This is a genomic window from Pseudomonas sp. GW821-FHT02H06, assembly GCF_059421525.1.
The window spans coordinates 12,197-34,332 of the sequence record NZ_JBWKVD010000004.1; the positions used below are offsets into that span (position 1 = coordinate 12,197).

Sequence of the window (22,136 nt, forward strand, 5' to 3'; positions counted from 1 at the left end):
GCAGCGCGATTGCCAGGCACAGACCACTCAAACCTGAAGTGAATCGAGCACTCGCCATCGGTCAACCGGCCGCAGCGGTCTGATGAATTTCAGCGACGTAGCCACCCGGAAACTCTACAACTGCCGCCGTACGTCCTGCGCTGGTAAAGGGCTCGACGATCACGTTCACCCCCGCCGCCTTCGCTTTGCTCAATGTGTCCTGCAGGTTGGCGACTTCATAGCCGGTGTTGTCGTGGCCGAACGGATACGGCAGACGGCCGTCGGTGGCCAGCACGACCATTTTGCCGAACGGCGACTCGATGCGAATGCGGTGGAAAGTGGCATCGGCGCGACCGATCTCGATGCCCGGCGCTTTCTTCTCGTCGCTGACAACTTTGCCGTGGGAGAACGCGATAAACGCTTTTACGAACGCGGCAGCCCGGTCGTTGGACACGTAGACGCGGTTCTCGGGAATGGTCTGGAACGGTGCGTAACTCGGCACTTTGGTGTGCCAGTAAAGTTGCATGTTCACGCCACCCGGCCACTGCACGACGGCGTCGCGACCGATGGGGTCCGGGAAGCCCGAAACGATGACGTCGGCGCCGGCCTGACGCGCTTCTTTGATCGCCAGGTCCATGTCCTTGACCAGATAGCCGTTGCGCTCATCGCCAAATGGACGCGGGATCGGGGTCTTGAATCCGAACAGCGACACCGTGCCGACCGGCGTTTGAATCAACTGGGACGTCGTGCTGCTCGGCACCGGCAAGACATTGACCACCACCTGTGGCGTGCTCTGCCCGCCGAACGTCGAGGTGAAGCTCTGCACAAAGCGATCTACATCCGCAGGCGCGACGTACACATGGGTGGTGTCGTATTGAGGCGCAACGGCCACGGCGGCGGACTGGGCAAGGGCAACGGTCGGTGCAACCACGGCCGCCATCGGACCGGCCAGGCCGAACAGCGTGGCGGAAAGCATCAGGAATCTGGCGCGCATGAACATCCGTCTCCGGGCAAAAAGGGCTGAACGCAGGGTCCGCCGACTGGCCCGGAGAGGATTGAATAGACGTGCTATTTGCCGGTTATGCCCTCGCGCCAGGCATAAAAAAAGCGCCGCTGCACAGGGTGCAGCGGCGCTCGATAAAACCGAGTGTTAGCCGAACAGCCAGTAGCCCAGCAGCGTCAGCACGATCACTGCCAGCACCGGACGCAGGATGCGATAGGCCTTGGGGTTGGCGCGCTTGAACTGCTTGACCTTGCCGCTGAAGCTGTTGCTGAAGCGCTTGCTGAACGCATAGGCCTGATTGATCCCGCCAACGCGCTCATCATCGGTGTTCTGCGGCGCTGTGGCACGACCCAGAAACGCGCTGACGCGGCGGTTGACCGCGGTCATGAAACGATTGCTCAGCGGCCGCTCGATGTCGCAGAACAGAATCACGCGGGTGACGTCGGTTTCGTTCTTGACCCAGTGCACGTAGGTTTCATCGAACATCACGTCGTCACCGTCGCGCCAGGCGTAGACCTGACCGTCGACAAAGATGCGGCAATCGTCGGAGTTCGGCGTCGACAGGCCCAAGTGATAACGCAAGGAGCCGGCAAACGGATCGCGGTGCGGGTTCAAGTGACTGCCACCGGGCAACAGGGCGAACATCGCGCCTTTGACGTTGGGAATGCGGCTGACCAGTTCGACCGTCTTGGGGCACAGCGCCTCGGCGGACGGCAGCGGTTTGTCGTACCACTTCAGGTAAAAACGCTTCCAGCCTTTCTTGAAGAACGACCCGAAACCCGCGTCGTTGTCCTTCGCGGCGGCACGGATATAGCCTTCGTCGAACAGGTGCATGGCTTCATCGCGGATGGTTTCCCAGTTGTCGCGCAGCACATCGAGCTCGGGAAACTTGCTGCGGTCCAGATAAGGCTTGGACGGCACGCTGGAGAAGAGGTACATCAAGGCGTTATACGGGGCGAACAGTGCGGAGTGATTCACGAACTGGCGCAATACCGGCAAACGCGCCTTGCCGCGCAGATGCACGTACAGCGTGCTGCCGACAAACAGCAGCAGAATCGCCGCTTTGACAGCAAAAGAAAGGGTCATGAAACTCTCCTTGGAACAGGGCCGAACCGCGCGGCCCGAAGCTTACGCCGCTGAAACCGCCGCCGGATGACCTGGGACAATCTTCCGGCGGGTTTCGAATGGCGGCCATCATAAGCCTTAGTCCGCCGGGTAAAAAGCCGAAGCGGCCGCCAACACGACTATTGGGTCAGCTCGCGTTCAGTAAACAGGTCGCTGAAGAGCATGCTCGACAGGTAGCGCTCGCCCGAATCCGGCAGCACCACCACGATCGTCTTGCCCTGCATTTCCGGCTTCTCGGCCATCCGCACCGCTGCGTGCATGGCCGCGCCACAGGAAATACCGCAGAGAATCCCCTCCTCCTGCATCAGGCGCAGGGCCATGGCCTTGGCTTCTTCGTCACTCACCAGTTCGACGCGGTCGACAATCGAGAGGTCGAGGTTTTTCGGGATGAAACCCGCGCCAATGCCCTGAATCTTGTGGGGGCTGGGTTTGATCTCTTCACCGGCCATCGCCTGGGTGATGATCGGCGAGCCCAGCGGTTCGACGGCCACCGAAATGATCGGCTTGCCCATGGCGTGCTTGATGTAGCGCGAGACCCCGGTGATCGTGCCGCCTGTGCCGACGCCCGCAACCAGCACGTCGATAGCGCCGTCGGTGTCGTTCCAGATTTCCGGGCCGGTGGTTTTCTCGTGAATGGCCGGGTTGGCCGGGTTCTCGAACTGCGCCGGCATGAAGTACGTGGCGGGGTCACTGGCAAGCAACTCCTCGGCCTTGGCGATGGAGCCTTTCATGCCCAGCGCCGGCTCGGTCAGCACCAGTTCGGCGCCCAAGGCCTTGAGCACTTTGCGCCGCTCTATGCTCATGGAGGCCGGCATGGTCAGTGTCAGCTTGTAGCCACGGGCTGCGGCAACAAAGGCCAGGCCGATGCCGGTGTTGCCAGAGGTGGGTTCGACGATGGTCATGCCGGGCTTGAGTTTGCCGCTGCTTTCGGCGTCCCAGATCATGTTCGCGCCGATCCGGCACTTGACGGAGTACCCCGGATTACGCCCCTCGATCTTGGCCAGGATAGTGACCCCGCGCGGCGCGATTCGGTTGATCTGCACCAGTGGCGTATTGCCGATGGAATGGGCGTTATCTGCGTAAATACGGCTCATGACCGGGTCCTTGTGCAGGTTTGGAAAAGCTCAAAGCCTATGCCTTGAGCCGGTGCAACGTCCAGTCGAAGCGAACCGATCACATCGCCAGCAGTCAACAAAACTACGTCACTGGAGGGTGGAGACATGAAACGTCGTTACAGCTGGCCGTTATGGACAATTGTTGGCTTGGTGGTGTTGCTGATCGCAGTCCACATCGCGCTGCCCTACGTGGTGCGCAATTACCTCAATGAAAAACTCGCCGACATGGGCGACTACCGCGGTCAGGTCACCGATGTGGACCTGGCCCTGTGGCGCGGGGCGTACCGCATCAATGGCCTGAAAATCGTCAAGGTCGACGGCAAGGTGCCCGTCCCGCTGCTGAATGCGCCGGTCATCGACCTCGCTGTCAGCTGGCACTCGCTGTGGTACGACCATGCCGTGGTCGCCGAGGTCGCATTTGTCAGTCCTGAACTCAACTTCGTCGACGGTGGCCCGGACAAGCGCCAGTCCCAGACCGGTGCGGGCACTGACTGGCGCGCTCAGCTGGACAAGCTGCTGCCGATCACCCTGAACGAGATGCGCATTCAGGACGGCAAGATCACCTTCAGCAATTTCAACTCGACGCCGAAGGTAAAAATCGATGCCGACAACATCAACGCCAGCATCTATAACCTGACCAACGTCGAAGACAAGGCCGGCAAGCGCGATGCCCGTTTCGAGGGCAAGGCCATGCTGCTGGGCCACGCGCCACTGGAAAGCACCGCGACGTTCGACCCGTTCAGCCTGGAGGACTTTGACTTCAAGCTGCGCGCGACCGGTATTCAGCTCAAGCGCCTGAACGACTTCGCCTCTGCGTATGGCAAATTCGACTTCAACGCAGGCGACGGCGATGTGGTCATCGAAGCCCAGGCCACCGATGGCCAACTCAGTGGCTACATCAAACCGCTGCTGCGCAATGTGGATGTATTTGACTGGCAGCAGGACGTCGAGAACCAGAACAAAGGCTTCTTCCGATCGATCTGGGAAGCCGTGGTCGGCGGCAGCGAAACGGTGCTCAAGAACCAAGGGAAAAACCAGTTTGCCACCCGCGTCGAACTCAGCGGCAGTGTTCACAAACAGGACATCAATGCGTTCGAGGCGTTTTTGCAGATCCTGCGCAATGCGTTCATAAAGGCGTTCAACACGCGCTACGACAGCGGCAAAAGTGAGGCGAAGTAAGCCGGCCACTTCCTACGTAAATGGAGCCAGATCGCGAGCGTTGTGTCAGCGATGGATCATCGTTGACACAACGCCGTCCTGGCTCACTGGTCATCTTCACCGGTGCCTTTGTTGGCGACGCTCGCCTCGTCTACACCGCTTCCTGTGCCAACGCCATAGGCCGCACGCTTCTCGGCCAGCAAGACGCCGTTCTCTGGCTGATTCTGCAACGCATCCCATCCCAGACACGCCAGCGCCAGGGTGCGCGGTGCCGCCTCGCTGCCGTTGGTGTAGCGGGTGATGCTGCGCGTGCTGACGCCCAGCGCTTCAGCCGCCATGGCCAGCGGCAAGCCGGTGCGCGCACGCCAGCCGATGAATATCCGCGTGTTCTCGTCGGTAGCGGCCTGCGCCTTGGCGTCCAGGTACAGGGTGTCGGCGCCGATCTGGATGTCGGGCTCGGACCACTCGACGGTCCAGCCGTCGTCGCCGATCTGCGCCTGCTTGAACACGTTCGGATCCTTGAGCGGTTGCAGCCCCGGAAATGCAGCGATGTCGCTGCTCAGGTCGAGAACGTATTTCACGTCGTTGATAAATGTCAGCGCCAATTTTTGGTGAGCCAGCGCCTCTACGGTCTTGAGGCGTGGACGTTTCATGGATGCCATCGTTTCCATTCCTCCAGCAGTTCTGTTTGGTGGGCCCTTACCCATTCGAGCGCCTCCCTGAGTACGGCGGCCGGGGCGTGGCCGAGCATGGGTTCAACCAACTGCAGACAGATCAACACATCCAGCCCGCCACCGGTGAGGTGCACGTGAGGCGGCAGGTGATCCTTTTCCCGCAGTTGAATCCAGTATTTGTCCCTGAATCTGTAGTTAGTAGACATGCGCTGCAAGGTATCGCTATTTTGGCGATACCTCAACGGTCGTTACAATTTTTAGCCGGTCAGGTCGTGACGCCCCATTCAGATACTGAATAAAGCGTCTGCGTTCACAGTGGCGCGGGGTGCGCGGTATAGTCGCTGCACTCTTTGCGCCCTATCTTGCGCGGTTAAGGCCTACGGCCTGTTCGCGCTGTTCGAGGATTTACCCGATGAAATTCGAAGGCACCCACGCCTACGTCGCCACCGACGATCTGAAGCTTGCGGTCAATGCCGCCATCACCCTGGAGCGCCCGCTGCTGGTCAAGGGCGAGCCCGGCACCGGCAAGACCATGCTCGCCGAGCAACTGGCCGAATCCTTCGGCGCCCGGCTGATCACCTGGCACATCAAATCGACCACCAAGGCGCACCAAGGCCTCTACGAGTACGACGCGGTCAGCCGCCTGCGCGACTCGCAACTGGGCGTCGACAAAGTCCACGACGTTCGTAATTACCTGAAGAAGGGCAAGCTCTGGGAAGCCTTTGAATCCGAAGAGCGGGTGATTCTGTTGATCGACGAGATCGACAAGGCGGACATCGAATTCCCCAACGACCTGCTGCAAGAACTCGACAAAATGGAGTTCTACGTTTACGAGATCGACGAGACGATCAAAGCCAAAAAGCGCCCGATCATCATCATTACGTCCAACAACGAAAAAGAGCTGCCGGACGCGTTTCTGCGCCGCTGCTTCTTTCACTACATCGCGTTTCCCGATCGCGCCACGCTGCAGAAGATCGTCGACGTGCATTACCCGAACATCAAGAAGGACCTGGTCAGCGAAGCACTGGACGTGTTCTTCGATGTGCGCAAAGTCCCGGGCCTGAAGAAAAAACCCTCGACCTCCGAACTGGTGGACTGGCTCAAATTACTGATGGCCGACAACATCGGCGAAGCGGTACTGCGCGAGCGCGACCCCACCAAAGCCATCCCGCCGCTGGCCGGCGCGCTGGTCAAGAACGAGCAGGACGTGCAGCTGTTAGAGCGTCTGGCGTTCATGAGCCGTCGCGGCAATCGCTGAGCCTTTTTGGTCAAGCTTATTTAGATCAAGCGCGGGACGCCGACTATGTTGCTCAACCTGTTCAACGAAATGCGCGCTGCCAAAGTGCCGGTTTCGTTGCGTGAACTGCTCGACCTCATCAACGCGCTGAAGCAGCGTGTGACGTTCGCTGACATGGACGAGTTCTATTACCTGTCGCGCACGATTCTGGTGAAGGACGAGCGCCATTTCGACAAGTTCGACCGGGCGTTCGGCGCGTACTTCAATGGCCTGGAAAAGCTCGACGATCACCTGCAGGCGTTGATCCCCGAAGACTGGCTGCGCAAGGAATTCGAGCGCTCGCTGACTGCTGAAGAGCGCGCGCAGATCCAGTCCCTGGGCGGCCTGGACAAGCTGATTGAAGAATTCAAGAAGCGTCTGGAAGAGCAAAAGGAGCGCCACGCCGGCGGCAATAAATGGATCGGCACCGGCGGCACCAGCCCGTTCGGCTCGGGCGGTTACAACCCCGAGGGAATTCGGGTGGGCGACGCCGGCCAGCGTCAGGGCAAGGCCGCGAAGGTCTGGGATCAGCGCGAGTACAAGAACCTTGATGATGGGGTTGAGTTGGGCACGCGCAATATTAAAGTGGCCCTGCGGCGCCTGCGCAAATTCGCACGCCAGGGTGCGGCAGACGAACTGGACATCGATGGCACGATCGACCACACCGCCCGCGACGCCGGCCTGCTGAACATCCAGATGCGCCCGGAACGCCGCAACACCATCAAGCTGTTGCTGCTGTTCGACATCGGCGGCTCGATGGACGCCCATGTGAAGATCTGCGAAGAACTGTTCTCGGCCTGCAAGACCGAGTTCAAGCACATGGAGTATTTCTACTTCCACAACTTCGTTTACGAATCGGTGTGGAAGAACAACCAGCGCCGCACCTCCGAGCGCACCGCCACTCAGGACCTGCTGCATAAATACGGCGCGGATTACAAAGTGATCTTCATCGGAGACGCCGCCATGGCGCCCTACGAAATCACCCAACCGGGCGGCAGCGTCGAGCACTGGAACGAAGAAGCAGGCTATGTCTGGATGCAGCGCTTCATGGCCAAATTCAAGAAGATCATCTGGATCAATCCGTACCCCAAAGACGCCTGGGCCTACACCACCTCCACCAACATCGTGCGGGACTTGATCGAAGACCAGATGTACCCGCTGACCCTGCGGGGGCTGGAGGAAGGGATGCGGTATCTGGCGAAGTGATGCTGAGACCGTAAGAGCGTGGCTCGTCCCGCGATCGGCGGCGCAGTCGTCGTGAAACCGGATTGTGCGGTACATCAGGCTGAAGGCCTTCATCGAGTCATAGGCCGCATCGCGCACATATACGCTCTCACCGAATGAGAACGTATATGTTTTTACATCCTCGGCATTGACATGGACTGCAGGTAGCTGATTACGTCATTTCATCAGTTAAGAATTAACTGATCATCGCAGCCTAACAAAGCGAGTTAGCCACTGTACTAAACGGAAAACATTCCGGCGATTACGGCTGTTTGATATTTAGAAAACAATAAATGGAATTGACAATGAAGAACAATACATCCAAAACAACTGCCCTGCACATGGCAATGATGTTGACATTCATCGGCTTCAGCAGCGGACCAGCAGGTGCAATGGGATTTTTTGGTGCGGAACAAAATAAGCCGCTCAACCTTGAGATGAGCGATCTCATTACAGCAATGAGTGGCGAACCACCTGTAGAAATTTTAAAAGCCGCCGAACCTAAAATCATGGAGCTACCCGACAAACTAACGCGCGTGTTTGGCAGAACCAATAACGAGAATGAAAAAGTGCACTATAGCTTCACAGCTGCTCGCGGGCAGAGGGTTATGATTTACAACTTACCCACTAGAGCCGAGGGACCGGATTGGAACGTCGAGTACAAAATTGATAAAGATTGGATTCAGGTACCGGCCAAGCACAGCTTCATATCCTCGGAGCTGCCACCCAACCAGAAAGTTCTAATGAGAATTTCCAGATCTCTTGGCATGACTATGGAGACTGGCGACAGTTATGTGGTGGAGTTCGGCTCAGCGCCTTATATCGACAGGAAAAGAACTGTACTCTCTGGAGATTACCAATGGTTTCTACCCTATTTTCACGACCATTTCTTTAGACACTCGTTGAGCTGGAGAACTTTGGTAACGGACTCAAAAGGACACCCAGTGGAGGGCGCAATGGTCCACCTCGTCCTGAACCCCGATGAGCACCAACCCCACAAATTAACGATCAAAGAATACATCACCGATCCCTCAGGTTATATCTCTGGCAATATGAGATTCGACGATTGCATCGGTAGAAACACAACCCCTCCCTTCACCGAAGCCCTCAACAGCGGACTAAAATGGAGGGCCACCTATAACACTGGATACTGGAGTTTCTCTGTCAGAGGGAATGATATCGGCGGTCTTGAAACATCGCCCTTAACGCAAATGTGCTCAGCCACCACCGTTCGATAACTTCCGCCGAACCCAGTAGGATCAAGCTGTGCTACTGGGTTTTCCGCCTGCTGGCGAAAAAAACCTCGCATACTTTGCGTCCAACCCTTCCAACGTTCGATGAACGATTCCTGCCAAAATGAATATGTATTCCCGTGCCGCTCCACTGAGTGCTTTATCCTCATTCATCAAGCTGTACAGAACGCTCTCTTCCTGCTGCGCCAGCTCAAAACCTAACCCAACCGGTTTAATTAAACCTGCCTCATCAATGGAAAAGGTGAAGGCCTTTCTTGCCAACTCTGAGTTGTTATGCTCAAGCTTTGCTTTTAAAGCGTCTCGCATGCCTTCCATGTCCGTCGCCAGCAATTCAGCTGCCCGGCTGCGAGCATCCAGCTTTACCTGTTCGCGAAACTCCCAAGGACTCAGGGACCTAAAGAAAACACCGCCATCACCAGACGGTCTCAGCGCTCCATCAAGCTTGACTTCATGATATTCAACGTCCGGTGCAGGGGCCTTGAGCACTGCAGCCTGCGTCTGCTCTGTTCCGGAATCGAGTAGCACCTCCCGTTTTATCGTGTCGTTAGTAGTCTCAACACCCCGCGGGGAAGAGTGATTTTGATTGACGACCAATGTCAGGTCCATATCTGCACCTCATATCAAGAACACATGAAGTGCTTAACGACCCTCGCTCGAAAATAGTGACCTCTTAATCCTGACCAGAATTTCTGATAACTACGTAGGACATAAGCTACAGCGCCAAACAACCCGCGAGCGATTGCAAAATCCCCACCTGCTCCCGATGCGCTACCTCCTGCACCACCGCTTTCATCCGCACCACACTCCCCGGCAGTTGCTGCGCCAGCCGGGCCAGTGACATCGGCGTCAGCGCGCCAAGCCTTGGATAGCCGCCGATGGTCTGGCGGTCGTTGAGCAGGACGATCGGCTGACCATCCGGCGGGACCTGAATCGCGCCCAGCGGAATGCCTTCGGAAATCATCGGTTTGCCCTGATAAACCAGTTCCGGCCCGAGCAGGCGCATGCCCATCCGGTCGGCACGGCTGTCGAGGGTCCAGTCGCTGTTGAACGCATCGAATAGACTCAGGCCGCTGAACTGGCCGATCTGCGCGCCCAGCACCACGTCCAGCGGACGCTGATCGGAGAAGTCGGGGATGAGGTGATCGGGAAGCGCGTGCAGCGCAAATGACGCCCCTGAATAAGTCAGTTGATCGCCTTCCGCCAGCGCTTTACCGCTTCCTTCGAGCCCGCCCAGCCCTTCGCGCGTGACGGTGGCGCAGCTGCCGAGCACATCGACTGCCGCAAATCCGCCGGGCGCGGCGAGATACGCGCGAGCACCCGTGATAGGCCGGGTAAAACTTAGCTGCTGACCTTTGCGAACGAAGAAGCTGCGCCACGGCGCAATCGGTCGTTCGTCGAGCACGGCGCCCAAGTCCGCACCGGCCAGCGCCAGGCAGCAGTCGGATTCGGCCAGCAGCGTCAGACCGCCCAGCGTCACTTCGACAACGGCAGCGTCCAGCGGGTTATTCAACAGTGTGTTGGCCCACGACATCGACACCCAATCCAGCGCCCCGCCTTGGGTAACGCCGAGGTGTCTTACGCCAAACCGGCCCGCGTCCTGCAACAGGCACAGCGGCGTGCTGCTTTTTACCGTGAGCGCGCTCATGCCAGGCCCTCCAGCGGCGTATCGTCGCCGCCCAGTCGCATGAACTCGGCGTGATCAACAGCGGCAAACCGCACGGTGTCGCCGGGCTGCATCAGGCTGTAGCCGTCGATTTCGCGATCAAAGAGTTTGGCTGGGGTGCGCCCGAGGATGTTCCAGCCGCCGGGCGACTCCAGCGGATAGGCCGCAGTTTGCCGCTCGGCGATGCCGACGCTTCCCGCCGCCACGCGCTTGCGGGGGGTCTTGATGCGCGGCGCGGCGAGGACTTCCTCCACCAGCCCCATGAACGCGAACCCCGGTGCGAAGCCCAGCGCGAAGACTTGATACTCGCGCTGGCTGTGGCGGCGAATCACCTCGTCCACCGACAACCCGCTGCGCCCGGACAACAGGCTTAACTCGGGCCCGACGCTTAAGTCGTACCAGACCGGCAACACATGCTGCCGACCGCTTTGGGTGGCGTCGGGTGCAAGGTCGGTCAGCGCCTCGGTAATGATTGCCCGAGCCTGTGTCGGACTCAGCGCCAACAGATCGTAATGCACCATCAGCGTGGTGTAGGACGGCACCAGATCAATCAAATGCGCAGCGAAACCCTCGCGCAACCGCGACGTTGCGGCGAGCATCCACGGCATGTTGGCCTCGTCGATGGCGTCGAACAGGCGGACCATCAGGCAATCAATGGCGACGACTTCGATGCGCAGGCTCACAGGGCGGATGGTCCGGCATCAGCGCCGTTCAACGCCTGACGAATGCGCTGGACCGCGTCGATGGAGCTGGCGTTGTCGCCGTGCACGCACAGGGTGTGGGCCTGGAGCCGCAACTCGCTGCCATCGCTGGCGGTCAAGGCTTCGCCCCGGGACAAGGTCATGGCTTGGGCGATGATGACCTCTGCATCGTGATGCACAGCTCCCGGCAGATTGCGGGAGACCAGACGCCCTACGCTGTCGTACGCGCGATCGGCGAAGGCTTCGAACCACAGCGTGACGCCGAATTCATCGGCGATGGCCTGCGCCGCCGAGTTGTCGCGCATGGCCAGCAGCATCAGCGGCAGTTCCGGGTTGTAACGGGCGATGGCTTCGATGACCGCGCGCAACTGCGTCGGGTTGGCCATCATGTCGTTGTACATCGCGCCGTGGGGTTTGACGTAGCTGACGTGGCTGCCCTGGGCTCGGCAAACGCCGTCGAGTGCGCCGATCTGGTAATGCAGCAGGTCTTGAACCTCTTGCGCAGAACAGGCCATCGAGCGACGGCCGAAACCCACCAGATCCTGATAAGCCGGGTGCGCGCCAATGGTGACATTGTTGGCCAGGGCCAGCGCGACGGTTTTGCGCATGACGCTCGGATCACCGGCATGAAAGCCGCAGGCGATGTTGGCGCAATCGATGTAGGGCATGACCTCGGCGTCCAGACCCATGGTCCAGGCGCCGTAGCTTTCGCCGATATCACAATTCAATAACAGGCGGCTCAATGGCGTGACTCCTGTGCGAACGAAACGGGGAGAAGCTCGAGTGTACGCGCGGGGTTGTCAGGTTGGCAGCGCGGGAACACAGGGCTGTGCGTTGGGAGCATTCTTCGGCGCGGATGGCTCGAGCGTCCAACTAATTAAAGCGCGGGGGGAGGATAAGAAAAAGTGAACGGTGCGGGGGATCTTTGCTGACCGGGACGGCCCCTTCCTGGCTGAAGCCGGTCCCACTGGGTGCGCGGCGTGTCAGGAAGTCCCAATGGGCACGCGCGGTCTTTAGTGGACCGGCTTTAGCCGGGAAGGCGTCAGCGAGACCACTGCCCAATCAAGCCAATGCCGGCAATGGGCCTCAGCGCCAGTCGCGACCCACCGGTCGCACGTGATGCCGACCCACAAACACCCAATCAATGAACACCACAATACTTTCGATGACCAGCGAGAACAGCAGCGCGCACATCAGGCCCCAGCCGATGACTTCCGGCGACAGCAGCACCTGCCAGGTGTAGCCATTCCAGGTCTCAGTGCGGATATTGGTATCGGCAGCGGTCAGCACATGCCAGGCGCGGGCATACCACGGGCCTTGCAGGGCCAGCCATTCGCGGTCGAGTGTCTGATTGCGGGTGAGCAGGTTGCTGATGTTGTCGGCGTCGGTGCGGAACACCGGGTCGTCGCTGCTGCGGTAATGCTGGATCAGCGCCTGGACGTCGCCATTGAAGAACCGCAGGGCGGTCTCGTTATAGCCGCGCAGGCTTTGCTGCGCTTCCAGCATGTGCGCTTCGACGCGCTTGCTGTAATCGCTGATGAAGCCTGGAATCTGCACGCCTATCAACAGGCCTGCCGTGAACAACACCAGTCGTATATAGCTGCGCAGCATAGATCCCTCTCTTTCAGGCCGAGCCTTCGGCAACGCATTCGCCGCGGCGCCAAAGACTCCAGTGACCCGGCTCGTAAGGGTTCCAGGTCTCGTTTTCGGTGAGCGGCTCGGTGGCAATCACCGTCACCACATCGTTGGGCGTGGTTTCCGCCTGGAAATCGACGATGACATCGACGTCTTTCAGGCGCGCCGGCCCGAACGGGGCGCGGCGGGTGATGTGCACCAGCTTGGTCGAACAGTAGCAAAACAGCCAGTCGCCATCACTGAGCAGCGCATTGAACACGCCTTTGCTGCGGTATTCGTTGCAGGCTTCGACCAGGGTCGGCAGCAGTTGCTCGATCTCGACCGGCTCGGGGAACGCTTCGCGCACCCGGTTGAGCAGATCGCAGAACGCCGCTTCGCTGTCGGTATCGCCCACCGGCCGATAGAACGTAGCGCCGGGATTGAAATCCGCGAGCTGGCCGTTGTGGGCGAAACACCAGTTGCGCCCCCACAGTTCACGCACGAAAGGGTGGGTGTTGGACAGGCAGACCTTGCCGACGTTGGCCTGACGAATGTGGCCGATGACCACTTCGCTCTTGATCGGGTAACGCTGGACCAGCTGTGCGACTTCCGACTCGCTGCTCGCGGCAGGGTCCTGAAACAGGCGCAGGCCGCGGCCTTCGTAGAAGCCGATGCCCCAACCGTCGCGGTGCGGACCGGTGCGACCACCGCGCTGCATCAGCCCGGTGAAGCTGAACACGATGTCCGTCGGTACGTTGGCACTCATGCCCAGGAGTTCACACATGCTCAGGCCTCGGTGCGTTGACGCACGCGTCCGGGAAGACGCCGGTCACCATCACAGCTTGGGTTCGACGCGATAACGGCCGCTCGGTGCAGATGCTGGCGTTGAAGCGGGCGAATGGCTGGCGAAGCGCCCTGCCCCTTGATCGGCATAAGGCTCGTCGTGTTCCTTTTGCTCGGCGGCGGCCTGTGCAGCGGCGGCTTCGGCGTGGGCCAGACGGGCTTTTTTCTTGCGCAGGAACGGCAAGCGGATCAAGGCGAAGATGAGGTAGAGCCCCAGGGCGATGGCGCCGTAGGTGGAGAGGTCGAGCACGGCGCGCCAGACGTTGTTGCCGACCTTCAGTGCCAGATCCAGCACGCTGATCGCCAGCGCGGGGGCGTATTGGTCCTTGGCCGGATCGACGATGGTCGGGCAGAACAACAGCACCGCGCCGATCACGCGCAAGGGTTCGCGCAGGTAGCGCCACATCCAGCCGGTCAGCTTGAACCACACCAACAGACAGCCCAACGCGGCGAACGCGTAAAGGCCCCAGGCAATCAGATAGTCGTTGTCGGTCATGACGTCCGTGGTAAGGCAGGTAAAGAGGCGCTTATGATAACGACTTTTCACCAGCCCGGCTTCCCCGGCTTCAGTTATCGGTCTGCCGCGTGTCCAGCACCGGGCAGCGCGACCGATCCCGTTCAGATGAGCCCACGTGAGAGAGCCCAGCATGCCTTCCGCCCCACACACTTCCAACGCCCCCGTCGCCCGCAAGGCTGGCGGCGCCGACCCGTACGCCTGGCTGCAAAACCGCGACACCGATGAAGTGCTCGATTACCTCAAGGCCGAGAACGCCTGGCAGGAACAGCAGCTCGCCGACCTGCAGCCGTTGCGCGAAACCCTGTTTCAGGAGATCAAGGGCCGCATCCTGGAAACCGACCTGTCACTGCCCTCCCCCTGGGGCCCGTATCTTTACTACACCCGCACCACCGAGGGCGACGAATACGCCCGTCACTACCGCTGCCCGCGTCCGGCCGATGACTCCCAGACCCTCGACGAAAGCGCTGAAGAGTTGCTGCTCGACCCCAACGAACTGGCCGGCGGTGGCTTCTTCTCCCTCGGCGCGTTCAGCATCAGCCCCGACCATCAACGCCTGGCCTACAGCCTCGACACCAGCGGCGAAGAGGTTTACCAGCTGTACGTCAAGGAGCTGAGCAGCGGCGTGGTCAGCAGTCTGCCGTTCGAAGACTGTGACGGCAGCATGACGTGGGCGAACGACAGCCAGACGCTGTTCTTCGGCGAGCTGGACGATACCCATCGTCCGCACAAGCTGTACCGCCATAAACTGGGCGAAGCATCCGCCGAGCTGGTGTTCACCGAGCCCGACGGGCGCTTCTTCCTGCATTGCTACCGCAGCAGCTCGGAGCGGCAGTTAATTGTGGGGCTGGACAGCAAAACCACCAGCGAGGCCTGGGTGCTGGACGCCGACACACCCCAGCAGAAGTTCGTGTGCATGGCGCCGCGCAGCGAGGGGCACGAATACTCAGTGGATCACGGCCTGATTGAGGGCAAGTGGAGCTGGGTCATCCGCAGCAATCAGGACGGCATCAACTTTGCGCTGTACCACGCACCCGAAAAACCCGACGGCGCACCTGAGCGGAGCGACTGGCAGAACCTGATTGCCCACAGCGAGACGGTCATGCTCGACGGCTTCAGCCTAAACGCCAAAGGCCTGACCTTGAGCCTGCGCGAAGGCGGCTTGCCAATCGTCGAAGTGCACCCGCAAGGCCTGCCGGCGTATCGCGTGCAACTGCCGGATGCGGCGTACAACCTGTATGTGCAGGACACCCTTGAGTTCGAGAGCGACAACATTCGCCTGCGCTATCAATCGCTGAACCGTCCGCCGCAGGTCTGGCAATTGTCGCTGGCCACCGGGGAACAAATCGTACTCAAGGAAACGCCCGTACTGGGTGTGTTCGACGCCGATGCCTACGTCAGCCAGCGGTTGTGGGCGACAGCCGCCGACGGTACGCAAGTGCCGATCAGCCTGGTGGTCAAACGCGAGCTGGCCGGTCAGACCGTTCCGCTGTATCTGTACGGCTATGGCGCATACGGCGAAAGCCTGGACCCGTGGTTTTCCCACGCGCGGCTGAGCCTGCTCGACCGCGGCATCGCTTTCGCCATCGCCCATGTGCGCGGCGGCGGTGAGCTGGGGGAGGCCTGGTACCGCAACGGCAAGCAGGAGCACAAGCAGAACACCTTCAGCGACTTCATCGCCTGCGCCGAACACTTGATCGCGGAGAACATCACCACTGCCGAACAACTGGTGATCAGCGGCGGCAGTGCTGGCGGCCTGTTGATTGGCGCGGTGGTCAATCAGCGTCCGGAGCTGTTCAAGGCGGCCATCGCCGAAGTGCCGTTTGTCGATGTGCTGAACACCATGCTCGATCCCGATCTACCGCTGACCGTCACCGAGTACGACGAATGGGGCAACCCGCAAGAGCCCGATGTTCACGCGCGGATCAAGGCCTACGCGCCTTATGAAAACGTCACGGCGCAGCAGTATCCGGCCATGCTGGTGATCGCGGGCTATAACGACAGCCGTGTGCAGTATTGGGAAGCGGCCAAGTGGGTGGCGAAACTGCGTGATCTGAAAACCGACGACAACCTGCTGTTGCTCAAGACCGAACTGGGCGCAGGCCACGGTGGCATGAGCGGGCGTTATCAGGGATTGCGTGACGTAGCACTCGAATACGGCTTTATTCTGAAAGTGCTGAACCTGGCCTGACGAAATCTGCGCAGGCGGTGTGTCACATGGGAAGCCCCGGACGCTGTAAAGTCCGGGGCGGCTCTCACGCCAGTCAGTGCTTCACGCAATCTCCCTGAACACTCAACAAGAACTCGCCATGTCTACATTACTCAACAAAGAAATCCGCGACATGCTGATGGACTGCGGTCTGTTCATCGCCCTGACGCCCGCGGAATTTGCTGCGGCTGCGGGATACTTCAGCATCAGCAACATTGAAAAAGGTGAAGCGATCTTCAACGAAGGCGACGCGGGCACGTTCATGTGCATCATTCATTCGGGCACGGTGTCGGTGCAGAAGCTCAACAGCGACGGTCATCCGGTGGAGACCGCCATTCTGCGCAGTGGCAGGGCGTTTGGCGAAATGGCGGTGCTGGACGGCGAACGCCGCTCTGCTACCTGCGTTGCCGCGTCTTCGTGCGATCTGTTGAACCTGGGCAAGGACTCGCTGGACAAGATGCTCAACGAAGCGCCGAAAGTGGCGGCGAAGATCATCCGCGCGATTGCGGTGGCGATGTCGAAGCGGCTGCGCATGATGGATGGGCAGGTGGTGGCGCAGCAGGATTAAGCAGAACGGCCTTCAGGGATTCGGCTTGGCGGACGGCTGCAAGCCCGGCAACGGCTCATCGTCCTTTGGCGGACCTGGCTGGGGGATCTTCGGCAGCAGTGGCGGGTTGCCCTGCCCGCCTGCGTGGGGAATGCCCGGCGGTGCAACTTGCGGGTACGGCGTTGGCGTTGCGGTGCCGGGCGAACCGGCGGACGCCGCAATGGGCTCGGGCGTATTCAGAACAGGTTGCAGGCTCTCGGCAGACGCTTGCGACACGCCGAGCACAGTGATGACAATCGTCAGTAGAATGGAGCACTTCATCGTTGGCCTCCCCTGCCAATCTTTCGCTTATCGCTCAGGCTACTCCTGCGCAACCCATCGCGCTCTGACAAATTGCGCTGTATGCGGCCCGACCCTTTTGACGAGTTATCCATGAAACGTTTTGTTCTGCTCGACACCACTCCGATCCCCGATAACGGCGGCGCCTTGTGCCTGTTCGAGTACGGCGAGGATTTTGTCATCAAGATCCAGGGTGGCGACGGCGGCCAGTTGATGAACACGCGCATGCACGGTTCCGAAGACGCTCTGGCCGAAATCCCCTGCAAGAAGGTCGCGTCCCGCCTCAACCCGCGGGTACTCATCGGCGGATTGGGCATGGGCTTCACCCTGGCGTCGGCACTCAAGCACCTGGGCAAGAACGGCGAAGTGGTCGTCGCTGAGCTGGTGCCCGGCGTCGTCGACTGGAACCGCGGTGCGCTGGGTGAGAAGTCGGGCAATCCGTTGCAGGACCCGCGCGCCAAAGTGGTGGTGCAAGACGTCGCCCAAGTGCTGAAAGCCGAGCCCCAGGGCTTTGACGCGATCATGCTCGACGTCGACAACGGCCCTGAAGGCCTGACGCAAAAGTCCAACAGCTGGCTGTATTCGACCGGCGGTCTTGCGGCCTGCGCCAGCGCGCTACGTCCCAAAGGTGTGTTGGCCGTGTGGTCCGCCAGCGCCGATGCGGCCTTCAGCGACAAACTGCGCAAGGCCGGTTTCAAGGCCGAAGAGGTCAAGGTCTACGCCCACGGCAACAAGGGCACACGGCATACCATCTGGATCGCTGAAAAACTCAAGGGCTGATCGACGGGCAAAGCGCTAGACTTGCCTGCATTGCTCTCCACCGCCAACAGAACACGAAACAGGTGACGCCATGAGTTCGGCCAACACGCCAACCAATACTTCCAAACTGGACCGCATCCTCGCCGACAACCAGCGTGACCGCGAAATGGGTTACCGCGACAAAGCCCTGCGCATGTACCCTCACGTCTGCGGCCGCTGCGCCCGGGAATTTGCCGGTAAACGCCTCAGCGAATTGACCGTTCACCACCGCGACCACAACCACGACAACAACCCCCAGGACGGCTCCAACTGGGAACTGCTGTGCCTGTACTGCCACGACAACGAACACTCGCGCTACACCGACCAGCAATACTTCTCGGAAAGCTCGACCAGCAGCCCGAAAACCGCCAAGGCGACGCACAACCCGTTCGCCGCGCTGGCCGGGCTGATGAAGAAGGATTGAGGCGTTGAACTGCAAGTTTTAAGCGGCAAACTGCAAGTAAAAGCACAGCGGCGTTTGTCGGGCCACCGTTCACCGCCTCTTGCAGCTTAAAGCTTGAGGCTTGCAGCTTCCTGCTGCCTCTTTCCCCTATAATCCCGCGCTTTCTCTGATGAGCACCCTCCCCCGTGGCCAACAAACGCTATGCCTGCATCGGCTTGTTCAATCCCAAATCCCCGGAAAACGTCGGTTCGGTGATGCGCGCAGCAGGCTGCTATGGCGTGGCGTCGGTGTTCTACACCGGCAAGCGCTACGAGCGTGCCCGTGATTTCGTTACCGACACCAAGAAGATCCACCAGGACATCCCGCTGATCGGTATTGATGATCTGCGAAAGATCATCCCGCTGGGCTGCGTGCCGGTGGCCGTGGAATTGGTCGAGGGCGCACGTGCGTTGCCGGAGTACACCCACCCTGATCGGGCGATCTATATCTTCGGGCCGGAAGACGGTTCGCTGGATAAAGAGATCCGCGATTGGTGCGAAGACGTGGTGTACATCCCCACGACGGGCTGCATGAACCTCGCCGCGACCGTCAACGTCGTGCTTTACGACCGCATGGCCAAAGGCATCAACACCCGCTCTGGCCCGCAGTTCGGACGGGAAACCGATCGCACCTGACGTTCGAGCGCTGATAAAACGCATTGAACAGTTTGCGCTGGTGACAGTCAGCTTTAAGGACCCTACCCTTCACGGAGAACGCATCATGAGCGACACCCCGATCATTGAACGCATCGAACGACCTTTGCACGATTACCCGGAGCAGAACGTACAAGGCTGGGAGCGCATCGGCTCGCTGGCAGGTGGTGTCCTGATGATGGGCAAAGGCCTGCGCCGCGGCGGGATCTTTGGTCTGGTGCAACTGGCAATCGGCGGCGCCGTTCTGGCCCGTGGCATCACCGGCCACTGCTCGGCCAAAGCGCTGATCGACAAAAGTCGCAGCGAGATGGACGTGGCCCGTTCGCGCATCGAAGAAGCCGGCGCAGAACTGAGCAAGCTGAAAACCAAGGCTGAAGTGGCTGTAGAAGATGCTGTCGACACCGGCGTCGACGCGTTGAAAGGTCCGAAAGGCGTCTGATCGACGCTGCATCGCAAGCAAGCTCGTGACGGCTGAACCGACAGCCTCACGAGCTTTTTGCGTTAGCCCGCACGAAAAATCAGGTAATCCTCCCAGTCGTCCTCAGGCACGCTGCCTTCGCTGAGCATGCGCCCGGACTGAGAAATACGCTGTTTGTGCACCTGTTCCCGGTCCCCGCACACCAGATGGTGCCAGAGCGGCAGGTCCTTGCCCTCGCTGACCAGCCGATAGCCGCAGGTGGGCGGCAGCCATTTGAATTCGTCGGCTTTTCCGGGCGTCAGCTGAATGCAGTCCGGGACCTGGGCCCGGCGATTCGGGTAGTCAGTGCAGGCGCAGGTCTTCAGGTCCAGCAGCTTGCAGGCGATGCGCGTGTAATAAACGCTACCGTCGTCCTCGTCCTCGAGCTTTTGCAGGCAGCACAAACCGCAGCCGTCACACAGCGACTCCCACTCGACGGCATCGAGTTGATCGAGGGTTTTGCGTATCCAGAAGGGTTCAACGATGGCGGCCATGGTTCTCGCGCAAACAGCTGTGGGGCAATGAAAGGCCGCCAGTCTAGAGGTACACGGCAGTTGGGCCAAGCATTGGCGACTGTCGGTAAGACGCGCGCGCCTGATAGATCGGGTTTGAGCGGGAAATACGGCAGGCTTGTCAGCAGCGAGGCGGCGCAGTAGCGTTAGGCCCTCGCGGGCAGCACCACCAATGCCCGCGCCTTACCCTAGTCTTTTTCGACGATGCCTGCCGTCCACGGCCCATCTGAATGATCACGTCGCCTGGCCCCAGGCGGATGGTTTTATCTCTCTTTCAGGATCGCATCCATGAGCGCCAATCCCCGTGTTGCCGAGTACGCCATCGACCCTCAATTCATCGAGCGCTGGTCGCCGCGCGCGTTCAGCGGCGAGAGCATTCCCGAGGAAACCCTGCTGAGTTTTTTTGAAGCCGCGCGCTGGGCGCCCTCTGCGTACAACTCACAGCCATGGCGTTTTCTCTACGCCCGCCGAGACACGCCGAACTGGGAGCGTTTCCTCGGCCTGCTGAATGAATTCAATCGCGGCTGGGCACAGCATGCCTCGGCGCTGGTGATCATTATTTCCAAAACCACCTTCACCGCTCCCGGCGCGACTGAAGAAACACCGGCGCTGTGGCACACCTTCGACACGGGTTCGGCGTGGGGATACCTGGCGCTGCAAGCAAGCCTCAGCGGTTGGCACACCCACGGCATGGCGGGGTTCGATCAGGAACTGACTCGCCAGGCGCTGAAGATTCCGGAGGAATACGCAGTGCATGCGGCGGTGGCGATCGGCAAGCTGGGGGATAAATCGACGCTGGCTGAATACCTTCAGGCCCGCGAGACGCCGAGCCCGCGTCGGCCGCTGGCTGAGCTGGCGGCTGAGGGGGATTTCAGTTTGTAAGAGCTGGACGCTCGGTTTTAGTGGGACCGGCTTTAGCCGGGAAGGCGTCGGGGCCACTCCACAAAATGGATGGCGTACACACTGGCCTCTTCCCGGCTGAAGCCGGTCCCACAAGGACAGGCTTCAATACCCCTTCGCGAAATCCACTTCTCCGCGCAACGCCCCGCCGGCCTTATAGGCCTTAAGGTTGTCCACAAACAGCTGGGTCATCGCCGGCGGCGACGTCGGTGCCGAGCTGTGACCGGTGAGCAACAGGCCCCACGCCGTCCAGAACGGGTGACGCTGGGGCAGCGGCTCCTGCCGGCAGACATCAATGACCGCCCCCGCCAGATGTCCTTCCTTCAGCGCTTCGACCAGATCCGCATCCACCACCGCCGTGCCCCGACCGACGTTGATGAACAACGCCGAAGGCTTGAAGCGGGCAAACAGTTTGGCGTTGTAGAGATCCTGGGTCTGCGGCGTGTTGGGCAGCAGATTGATGACGAAATCAACCTCGGCCACCAGACGCGGCAGGTCCTCCAGCGCAGCCACCTCAACAAACGGCGCTTCGGTCCGCGCACTCGACGCAATGCCATACAGCTCGACGCCGAACGGCACGAGGAACTGCGCCACGCACCGGCCAATGTCGCCCGTCCCGACGATCAACGCCTTGCGCCCGGACAGGCTGCGGCCCATGCGGTTGTCCCACTTGCGCTCGACCTGACTGACCAACCGCGCCAGCACTTCACGTTCGTGGACCAGCATGTAGGTCAGCACGAACTCGGCCATCACCTGACCGAAGATGCCAACCGCGCGGGTGAGTTGATAGTCGCGGTACAGGCCGTCAGCCAGCAGCGGCGTGATGCCAGCCCAGGTCGATTGCAGCCATTTCGGTTTGTGGCCCTGGCGCAGCAGATTCGCCAGCAGGTCAGGCTGGCCAAGCCAGATCGGCGCCTCGGCGGCCATTTTTGACAGTTCGGCGGAGTTACCGCTGCTCAGCACTTCGATCTCGGGGGCTGTCTGGCGGAGCAGTTCGGTGTAAATGGGGTAATCGTGTTCGGCGATCAGAACGCGCATGGCTTCAAAACTCGAATAAACGGGGCATGCGACCGCGCAGCGTTCCGGACCGCGCTCGGTTGAGCCGGTCAGGTCTGACGCATGCGACGGTCCGGTGTA

General features: G+C 60.3%; 26 protein-coding genes. 11 read left to right on the top strand and 15 right to left on the bottom strand.

Translation table 11 applies throughout. From position 1 onward, the window contains the following. Window positions 1–61: 61 nt before the first annotated feature. The 3 genes from AC07VF_RS08300 to cysK form a co-directional block, all read right to left on the bottom strand. Entirely contained in the window at window positions 62–973 is a 912-nt protein-coding gene (locus AC07VF_RS08300; RefSeq protein WP_495007813.1) for a glyoxalase, read from the bottom strand. A 156-nt stretch (window positions 974–1,129) separates the two neighbouring features. Further along, a complete protein-coding gene (locus tag AC07VF_RS08305; RefSeq protein ID WP_133773082.1) occupies window positions 1,130–2,068 on the bottom strand; it encodes an aspartyl/asparaginyl beta-hydroxylase domain-containing protein in 939 nt (312 codons plus the stop codon). Window positions 2,069–2,226: 158 nt separating this feature from the next. After that, the gene (gene cysK / locus AC07VF_RS08310; protein WP_495007814.1) at window positions 2,227–3,201 is read right to left on the bottom strand and encodes a cysteine synthase A; all 975 of its coding nucleotides are present in this window, start codon (window positions 3,199–3,201) and stop codon (window positions 2,227–2,229) included. Window positions 3,202–3,327: 126 nt separating this feature from the next. On the opposite strand from cysK, the gene AC07VF_RS08315 reads away from it, so the two are divergent. Further along, window positions 3,328–4,401 (top strand): DUF748 domain-containing protein, encoded by a 1,074-nt coding sequence (locus AC07VF_RS08315; protein WP_423574016.1) that lies wholly within the window; start codon window positions 3,328–3,330, stop codon window positions 4,399–4,401. An 83-nt stretch (window positions 4,402–4,484) separates the two neighbouring features. Here the strand turns inward: AC07VF_RS08315 and AC07VF_RS08320 are convergent, their stop codons facing one another. Both AC07VF_RS08320 and AC07VF_RS08325 read right to left on the bottom strand, forming a co-directional pair. After that, on the bottom strand, window positions 4,485–5,033 hold the full coding sequence (locus tag AC07VF_RS08320; RefSeq protein WP_423574015.1) for a DUF2442 domain-containing protein: 549 nt from the start codon (window positions 5,031–5,033) through the stop codon (window positions 4,485–4,487). Next, window positions 5,030–5,260, bottom strand: a complete 231-nt coding sequence (locus tag AC07VF_RS08325; RefSeq protein WP_495007815.1) for a DUF4160 domain-containing protein — start codon at window positions 5,258–5,260, stop codon at window positions 5,030–5,032. The genes AC07VF_RS08320 and AC07VF_RS08325 overlap by 4 nt, the downstream gene beginning before the upstream one ends. Window positions 5,261–5,466: 206 nt before the next feature. On the opposite strand from AC07VF_RS08325, the gene AC07VF_RS08330 reads away from it, so the two are divergent. From AC07VF_RS08330 to AC07VF_RS08340, 3 genes are all read left to right on the top strand, one after another. After that, window positions 5,467–6,312, top strand: a complete 846-nt coding sequence (locus AC07VF_RS08330; RefSeq protein ID WP_192170919.1) for an AAA family ATPase — start codon at window positions 5,467–5,469, stop codon at window positions 6,310–6,312. A 45-nt stretch (window positions 6,313–6,357) separates the two neighbouring features. Then, the gene (locus AC07VF_RS08335; protein WP_122537461.1) at window positions 6,358–7,536 is read left to right on the top strand and encodes a vWA domain-containing protein; all 1,179 of its coding nucleotides are present in this window, start codon (window positions 6,358–6,360) and stop codon (window positions 7,534–7,536) included. Window positions 7,537–7,859: 323 nt separating this feature from the next. Further along, complete coding sequence (locus AC07VF_RS08340; protein WP_495007816.1) at window positions 7,860–8,792, top strand: hypothetical protein; 933 nt, start codon at window positions 7,860–7,862, stop codon at window positions 8,790–8,792. Window positions 8,793–8,813: 21 nt separating this feature from the next. Here the strand turns inward: AC07VF_RS08340 and AC07VF_RS08345 are convergent, their stop codons facing one another. The 7 genes from AC07VF_RS08345 to AC07VF_RS08375 all read right to left on the bottom strand — a co-directional run bounded on the left by AC07VF_RS08345 (window position 8,814) and on the right by AC07VF_RS08375 (window position 14,124). Next, window positions 8,814–9,413: a hypothetical protein gene (locus AC07VF_RS08345; protein WP_192170916.1), complete on the bottom strand. Its 600-nt coding sequence runs from the start codon at window positions 9,411–9,413 to the stop codon at window positions 8,814–8,816. Between the two features lie 106 nt (window positions 9,414–9,519). Then, window positions 9,520–10,452 carry a 5-oxoprolinase subunit C family protein gene (locus AC07VF_RS08350; RefSeq protein ID WP_495007817.1) on the bottom strand — a complete coding sequence of 311 codons (933 nt, stop codon included), beginning with the start codon at window positions 10,450–10,452 and terminating at the stop codon, window positions 9,520–9,522. Next, window positions 10,449–11,153: a 5-oxoprolinase subunit B family protein gene (locus tag AC07VF_RS08355; protein WP_495007818.1), complete on the bottom strand. Its 705-nt coding sequence runs from the start codon at window positions 11,151–11,153 to the stop codon at window positions 10,449–10,451. Before AC07VF_RS08355 ends, AC07VF_RS08350 begins: the two co-directional genes overlap by 4 nt. Further along, window positions 11,150–11,914 (bottom strand): 5-oxoprolinase subunit PxpA, encoded by a 765-nt coding sequence (locus AC07VF_RS08360; protein ID WP_495007819.1) that lies wholly within the window; start codon window positions 11,912–11,914, stop codon window positions 11,150–11,152. Before AC07VF_RS08360 ends, AC07VF_RS08355 begins: the two co-directional genes overlap by 4 nt. A gap of 343 nt (window positions 11,915–12,257) precedes the next feature. Next, window positions 12,258–12,782, bottom strand: coding sequence for a DUF2937 family protein (locus AC07VF_RS08365; RefSeq protein ID WP_192170912.1), 525 nt, complete (start codon window positions 12,780–12,782; stop codon window positions 12,258–12,260). 13 nt (window positions 12,783–12,795) lie between these two features. Further along, window positions 12,796–13,569, bottom strand: a complete 774-nt coding sequence (locus tag AC07VF_RS08370; RefSeq protein WP_495007820.1) for a class II glutamine amidotransferase — start codon at window positions 13,567–13,569, stop codon at window positions 12,796–12,798. Window positions 13,570–13,620: 51 nt separating this feature from the next. After that, window positions 13,621–14,124 (bottom strand): MFS transporter, encoded by a 504-nt coding sequence (locus tag AC07VF_RS08375; RefSeq protein WP_495007821.1) that lies wholly within the window; start codon window positions 14,122–14,124, stop codon window positions 13,621–13,623. A 151-nt stretch (window positions 14,125–14,275) separates the two neighbouring features. Between AC07VF_RS08375 and AC07VF_RS08380 the strand changes: the two genes are divergently transcribed. Together AC07VF_RS08380 and AC07VF_RS08385 are read left to right on the top strand one after the other, a co-directional pair. After that, window positions 14,276–16,333 (top strand): S9 family peptidase, encoded by a 2,058-nt coding sequence (locus AC07VF_RS08380; RefSeq protein WP_495007822.1) that lies wholly within the window; start codon window positions 14,276–14,278, stop codon window positions 16,331–16,333. Window positions 16,334–16,451: 118 nt separating this feature from the next. Continuing rightward, a complete protein-coding gene (locus AC07VF_RS08385) occupies window positions 16,452–16,919 on the top strand; it encodes a Crp/Fnr family transcriptional regulator (RefSeq protein ID WP_346625491.1) in 468 nt (155 codons plus the stop codon). Between the two features lie 12 nt (window positions 16,920–16,931). Here AC07VF_RS08385 and AC07VF_RS08390 read toward each other — a convergent pair whose 3' ends face one another. Beyond that, window positions 16,932–17,219, bottom strand: coding sequence for a hypothetical protein (locus AC07VF_RS08390; RefSeq protein ID WP_282370573.1), 288 nt, complete (start codon window positions 17,217–17,219; stop codon window positions 16,932–16,934). Between the two features lie 111 nt (window positions 17,220–17,330). On the opposite strand from AC07VF_RS08390, the gene AC07VF_RS08395 reads away from it, so the two are divergent. From AC07VF_RS08395 to AC07VF_RS08410, 4 genes are all read left to right on the top strand, one after another. Continuing rightward, window positions 17,331–18,017, top strand: a complete 687-nt coding sequence (locus AC07VF_RS08395; RefSeq protein ID WP_495007823.1) for a spermidine synthase — start codon at window positions 17,331–17,333, stop codon at window positions 18,015–18,017. A gap of 70 nt (window positions 18,018–18,087) precedes the next feature. Beyond that, entirely contained in the window at window positions 18,088–18,459 is a 372-nt protein-coding gene (locus AC07VF_RS08400) for a YajD family HNH nuclease (RefSeq protein ID WP_074890657.1), read from the top strand. Window positions 18,460–18,623: 164 nt separating this feature from the next. Continuing rightward, entirely contained in the window at window positions 18,624–19,112 is a 489-nt protein-coding gene (locus AC07VF_RS08405) for an RNA methyltransferase (RefSeq protein WP_065986778.1), read from the top strand. 85 nt (window positions 19,113–19,197) lie between these two features. Continuing rightward, window positions 19,198–19,569: a YgaP family membrane protein gene (locus tag AC07VF_RS08410; protein WP_108122086.1), complete on the top strand. Its 372-nt coding sequence runs from the start codon at window positions 19,198–19,200 to the stop codon at window positions 19,567–19,569. Window positions 19,570–19,631: 62 nt separating this feature from the next. On the opposite strand, the gene AC07VF_RS08415 is transcribed toward AC07VF_RS08410, so the two are convergent. Continuing rightward, a complete protein-coding gene (locus AC07VF_RS08415; RefSeq protein ID WP_192170907.1) occupies window positions 19,632–20,081 on the bottom strand; it encodes a YcgN family cysteine cluster protein in 450 nt (149 codons plus the stop codon). 306 nt (window positions 20,082–20,387) lie between these two features. Here AC07VF_RS08415 and AC07VF_RS08420 point away from each other — a divergent pair, with 306 nt between their 5' ends. Beyond that, complete coding sequence (locus AC07VF_RS08420) at window positions 20,388–20,981, top strand: nitroreductase family protein (RefSeq protein WP_192170906.1); 594 nt, start codon at window positions 20,388–20,390, stop codon at window positions 20,979–20,981. A 123-nt stretch (window positions 20,982–21,104) separates the two neighbouring features. Here the strand turns inward: AC07VF_RS08420 and AC07VF_RS08425 are convergent, their stop codons facing one another. Beyond that, window positions 21,105–22,037, bottom strand: a complete 933-nt coding sequence (locus AC07VF_RS08425) for a D-2-hydroxyacid dehydrogenase (RefSeq protein WP_495007824.1) — start codon at window positions 22,035–22,037, stop codon at window positions 21,105–21,107. Window positions 22,038–22,136 lie beyond the last annotated feature (99 nt).

Bases quoted from the DNA above. Each gene is read 5' to 3' on its own strand.
- AC07VF_RS08415 (WP_192170907.1), bottom strand. From the start codon at position 20,081: ATGGCCGCCATCGTTGAACCCTTCTGGATACGCAAAACCCTCGATCAA.
- AC07VF_RS08365 (WP_192170912.1), bottom strand. From the start codon at position 12,782: ATGCTGCGCAGCTATATACGACTGGTGTTGTTCACGGCAGGCCTGTTG.
- AC07VF_RS08400 (WP_074890657.1), top strand. From the start codon at position 18,088: ATGAGTTCGGCCAACACGCCAACCAATACTTCCAAACTGGACCGCATC.
- AC07VF_RS08425 (WP_495007824.1), bottom strand. From the start codon at position 22,037: ATGCGCGTTCTGATCGCCGAACACGATTACCCCATTTACACCGAACTG.
- AC07VF_RS08305 (WP_133773082.1), bottom strand. From the start codon at position 2,068: ATGACCCTTTCTTTTGCTGTCAAAGCGGCGATTCTGCTGCTGTTTGTC.
- AC07VF_RS08385 (WP_346625491.1), top strand. From the start codon at position 16,452: ATGTCTACATTACTCAACAAAGAAATCCGCGACATGCTGATGGACTGC.
- AC07VF_RS08330 (WP_192170919.1), top strand. From the start codon at position 5,467: ATGAAATTCGAAGGCACCCACGCCTACGTCGCCACCGACGATCTGAAG.
- AC07VF_RS08320 (WP_423574015.1), bottom strand. From the start codon at position 5,033: ATGAAACGTCCACGCCTCAAGACCGTAGAGGCGCTGGCTCACCAAAAA.
- cysK (WP_495007814.1), bottom strand. From the start codon at position 3,201: ATGAGCCGTATTTACGCAGATAACGCCCATTCCATCGGCAATACGCCA.
- AC07VF_RS08325 (WP_495007815.1), bottom strand. From the start codon at position 5,260: ATGTCTACTAACTACAGATTCAGGGACAAATACTGGATTCAACTGCGG.
- AC07VF_RS08335 (WP_122537461.1), top strand. From the start codon at position 6,358: ATGTTGCTCAACCTGTTCAACGAAATGCGCGCTGCCAAAGTGCCGGTT.
- AC07VF_RS08410 (WP_108122086.1), top strand. From the start codon at position 19,198: ATGAGCGACACCCCGATCATTGAACGCATCGAACGACCTTTGCACGAT.
- AC07VF_RS08350 (WP_495007817.1), bottom strand. From the start codon at position 10,452: ATGAGCGCGCTCACGGTAAAAAGCAGCACGCCGCTGTGCCTGTTGCAG.
- AC07VF_RS08300 (WP_495007813.1), bottom strand. From the start codon at position 973: ATGCGCGCCAGATTCCTGATGCTTTCCGCCACGCTGTTCGGCCTGGCC.
- AC07VF_RS08390 (WP_282370573.1), bottom strand. From the start codon at position 17,219: ATGAAGTGCTCCATTCTACTGACGATTGTCATCACTGTGCTCGGCGTG.
- AC07VF_RS08340 (WP_495007816.1), top strand. From the start codon at position 7,860: ATGAAGAACAATACATCCAAAACAACTGCCCTGCACATGGCAATGATG.
- AC07VF_RS08345 (WP_192170916.1), bottom strand. From the start codon at position 9,413: ATGGACCTGACATTGGTCGTCAATCAAAATCACTCTTCCCCGCGGGGT.
- AC07VF_RS08370 (WP_495007820.1), bottom strand. From the start codon at position 13,569: ATGTGTGAACTCCTGGGCATGAGTGCCAACGTACCGACGGACATCGTG.
- AC07VF_RS08420 (WP_192170906.1), top strand. From the start codon at position 20,388: ATGAGCGCCAATCCCCGTGTTGCCGAGTACGCCATCGACCCTCAATTC.
- AC07VF_RS08375 (WP_495007821.1), bottom strand. From the start codon at position 14,124: ATGACCGACAACGACTATCTGATTGCCTGGGGCCTTTACGCGTTCGCC.
- AC07VF_RS08380 (WP_495007822.1), top strand. From the start codon at position 14,276: ATGCCTTCCGCCCCACACACTTCCAACGCCCCCGTCGCCCGCAAGGCT.
- AC07VF_RS08315 (WP_423574016.1), top strand. From the start codon at position 3,328: ATGAAACGTCGTTACAGCTGGCCGTTATGGACAATTGTTGGCTTGGTG.
- AC07VF_RS08395 (WP_495007823.1), top strand. From the start codon at position 17,331: ATGAAACGTTTTGTTCTGCTCGACACCACTCCGATCCCCGATAACGGC.